At 55.3% G+C, this 3907-nt stretch carries 1 protein-coding gene and 1 riboswitch; the gene reads right to left on the reverse strand.

Annotation, left to right across the window (positions count from 1 at the left end; translation table 11 throughout):
• Positions 1-10: 10 nt before the first annotated feature.
• Positions 11-3724: a methionine synthase gene (gene metH, locus OB13_RS19365; protein WP_461491833.1), complete on the reverse strand. Its 3714-nt coding sequence runs from the start codon at positions 3722-3724 to the stop codon at positions 11-13.
• Positions 3725-3794: 70 nt separating this feature from the next.
• A riboswitch (SAM riboswitch) is annotated at positions 3795-3903 on the reverse strand.
• Between the last annotated feature and the right edge of the window lie 4 nt (positions 3904-3907).

A 3907-nucleotide genomic window follows, 5' to 3' on the forward strand; every position in this document is an offset into this window, starting at 1 on the left:
AACATCTCTTTTACACGGCCTGCTGCTGCACGACCGGCTTTGGATCGTAGTTCAGGTTCGGAGACAACCAGCGCTCCAGCTCCCACTTCGGCATACCTTTGCGCCGCGCGATGTCTGCTACCTGGTCTTCGCCGATCTTACCCAAGCCGAAGTACCTGGATTCTGGATGTGAGAAGTATAAACCGCTCACTGAAGATGCCGGGTACATGGCCAGGTTTTCGGTAAGTATAACACCGGATGTTCTTTCGGCATCGAGCAGGTTAAAGAGCGTGATCTTCTCGGTGTGGTCCGGGCAGCCGGGATAGCCGGGGGCTGGTCGAACGCCTGTATACTTCTCTTTGATCAGCTCTTCGTTGCTCAGGTTTTCTTCCGGTTCGTAGCCCCACAGCTCTTTGCGCACTTTGGCATGCATGAGTTCGGCAAAGGCTTCCGCCAGGCGGTCTGCCAGGGCTTTGACCATAATGGACCGGTAGTCGTCGTGCTCGGCTTCGTATTTTTCCAGCAGCTTCTCGATGCCAAAGCCGGCCGATACCACAAAGCCGCCAATGTAGTCGGGAACGCTGGTTTCTTTCGGCGCCACGAAATCGGAGAAAGCCAGGTTGGGTACGTTCGCGCCTTTCTTGCCCTGCTGTCGCAGTGTGTGGAATTCGGTCAGCACGTTTTCACGTGAATCATCCGCGTATACCGCAATCGTGTCATCGGCCTCTACATTGGCCGGATAGAATCCCACCACCGCACGGGCTTCCAGCAGCTGGTTATCTACGATCTCCTGCAGCATTTCCTGCGCGTCAGCAAAGAGTTTGCGGGCTTCTGAGCCTAACTCCGGATCATCAAATATCTTCGGATACTGGCGCTTGAGCTCCCAGGTATGGAAGAACGGTGTCCAGTCGATGTACGGCACGATCTCCGACAAGGGGTAATTGGTATATACCTGGTTGCCGATAAAGCTTGGCTTGGCAGGCTGGGTAGCAGCCCAATCTATTTTATACTTATTGGCCCGGGCTTCTTCTATACTGGCGAACGCGCGGTCTTTTAACCGGCCGTGGTGGTCTTCCCGAAGCTTTTCATACTCTGCTTTGATCTCCGCGATATAAGCGTCCCGCTCGCTGCCCAGCAGGCTGCTCACCACCGTCACACTGCGGGATGCATCGTGCACGTGCACAACCGGCCCGCTATACTGCGGCGCCACCTTCACAGCGGTATGTATCCGGGAGGTGGTGGCGCCACCGATCAGCAACGGGATCTTCATGCCACGCCGCTCCATCTCCTGTGCCACGTAGACCATCTCATCCAGCGAAGGCGTGATCAGGCCGCTCAGACCGATGATGTCTACCTGGTGCGCTTCTGCCTCCGACAGGATCTTATCCAGCTGCACCATCACGCCCAGGTCGATCACCTCGTAGTTGTTACAGGCCAGCACCACCCCCACAATGTTTTTGCCGATGTCGTGCACGTCGCCCTTCACGGTCGCCATGAGTATCGTGCCCGCCGTTGACTTGGAGGTGTCGGATGCGAGCTTCTCCTTCTCCATGAAAGGCAGCAGGTAGGCTACTGACTTTTTCATCACACGTGCGCTCTTCACCACCTGCGGCAAAAACATTTTGCCGGCACCGAACAGGTCGCCTACCACCGACATACCGGCCATCAGGGGTCCTTCGATCACATCCAGTGTTTTGGTGGCCTGCTGGCGTGCTTCTTCGGTGTCCTCTTCAATAAATTCGACGATCCCTTTGACCAGCGCATGCTTCAGGCGCTCTTCCACAGGGGCCTCGCGCCAGGCATTATCGGCTCCTGCGGCTACCTTGCCTTTGCCTTTTATGGTGTCAGCATACGTCACCAGCTTTTCTGTGGCATCCGGATGGCGGTTGAAGATCACATCCTCGATCAGGTCACGCAGATCGGCGGGAATTTCTTCGTAGATACCGAGCATACCGGCATTCACGATTCCCATGTCCATACCTGCCTGCACGGCGTGGTAGAGGAAGATGGTATGCATGGCTTCGCGCACGGCATCATTGCCGCGGAAAGAGAAAGACAGGTTGCTCACGCCACCACTGATCAGCACGTGCGGCAGGTTGGCTTTGATCCATTTTACCGCTTCGATGTAGTCAACGGCGTAGTTGTTATGCTCTTCTATACCTGTGGCGATGGCCAGTATGTTCGGGTCGAAAATAATGTCCTGTGGTGGGAAGCCTACCTCGTCTACCAGTATGCGGTAAGAGCGCTCACAGATTTCCTTTCGGCGCTCCAGCGTATCGGCCTGGCCTGTCTCATCAAACGCCATCACCACCACAGCGGCGCCATACTGGCGCACTTTGCGGGCAAGTTTCCGGAAAGCTTCTTCGCCTTCTTTCAGGGAGATGGAGTTCACAATGGATTTACCCTGCACACATTTCAAGCCCGCCTCGATCACGCTCCACTTCGAGGAGTCGATCATGATGGGCAGTTTGGAGATATCCGGTTCGGAAGCGATCAGGTGAAGGAAGTTAGTCATAGCCTGCTCGGAGTCCAGCATACCTTCGTCCATGTTCACATCGATGATCTGAGCGCCGCCTTCTACCTGCTGCCGGGCAACGGCCAAAGCTTCTTCAAACTTTCCGTTAACTATAAGCCGGGAGAACATCTTGGAGCCGGTCACGTTGGTGCGTTCGCCGACATTCACAAAAAGGCTTTCAGGAGTGATGGTGAGGGGCTCCAGGCCGCTGTAGCGCGGGAGCGGGGGAACCGGGGTAGGAACGTGCGGTTTATACTTTTGCACTAAGTCTGCGATTACTCTGGTATGTACGGGCGTAGTGCCACAACAACCCCCAAGTATGTTTACGAGCCCCTCTTTCAGGTATTCCTCCACGATAGCGCCCATTTGCTGGGCAGTCTCGTCATAGCCACCGAAGGCGTTTGGCAAACCGGCATTGGGGTAAGCGCTGATGTAACAGTTCGAGATACGGGACAGCTCCTGGATGTGCGTCTTCAGCTGGCGCGCGCCCAGGGCACAGTTGAAGCCTACGCTGAGCAGCGGCACATGCGATATAGAGTTCCAGAAAGCCTCCACTGTCTGACCGGACAAGGTACGGCCGCTGGCATCGGTGATAGTGCCGGATACCATCACCGGCAGCTCTTTGCCGCCATCCTGCACATACTGCTGTATCGCAAAAAGTGCGGCCTTGCAGTTGAGCGTATCAAATACGGTTTCTACCAGCAGCAGATCGGAGCCCCCATCCACGAGGCCGCGTACCTGCTCATAGTAAGCCTCTACCAGCTGATCGAAGGTGATGGCGCGGTAGCCCGGGTTGTTGACATCCGGAGATAGCGAAGCCGTGCGGTTCGTGGGCCCGATGGCACCGGCTACGAAGCGGGTATGGCCGGGCGTTTTGGCCTGTACGTCATCTGCCGCCTGCCGTGCTATCCTGGCTGACTCGTGGTTCAGCTCATACACGATATGCTCCAGGTGATAATCCGCCATGGCAATGCTTGTACCGCTGAAGGTGTTGGTTTCCACGATATCAGCACCTGCCTCCAGGTAGTCCAGGTGGATCTGGCGGATCACGTCGGGACGGGTAATGGAAAGCAGGTCGTTGTTGCCTTTCAGGTCGGAGGGATGATCTTTGAACCGTTCGCCCCGGAAGTCAGCATCCGTAAGCTGGTAACGTTGGATCATAGTGCCCATCGCGCCGTCAAGCACAAGCACTCTTTCCTTTAATATACTGTGGATGGGATGGTTTGTCATGGCTGGTGTTCTCTTCTTCTAAGTTTCTAACTACTCACTTATCAAGAAGGACACCCGGGCAGGATATACTTTCTTATCTTCTCTCAACTATAATATAGCTGAGAAGGGAGTTAGCACCAAGCTGGTACAAGGTTGCTAAGACGTCATCGGGCCCTTCCCTCGGTCTTTCTTGATAAGAAGCTG

Source organism: Pontibacter sp. HJ8 (genome assembly GCF_054824225.1).

Bases quoted from the DNA above. Each gene is read 5' to 3' on its own strand.
- metH (WP_461491833.1), bottom strand. From the start codon at position 3,724: ATGACAAACCATCCCATCCACAGTATATTAAAGGAAAGAGTGCTTGTG.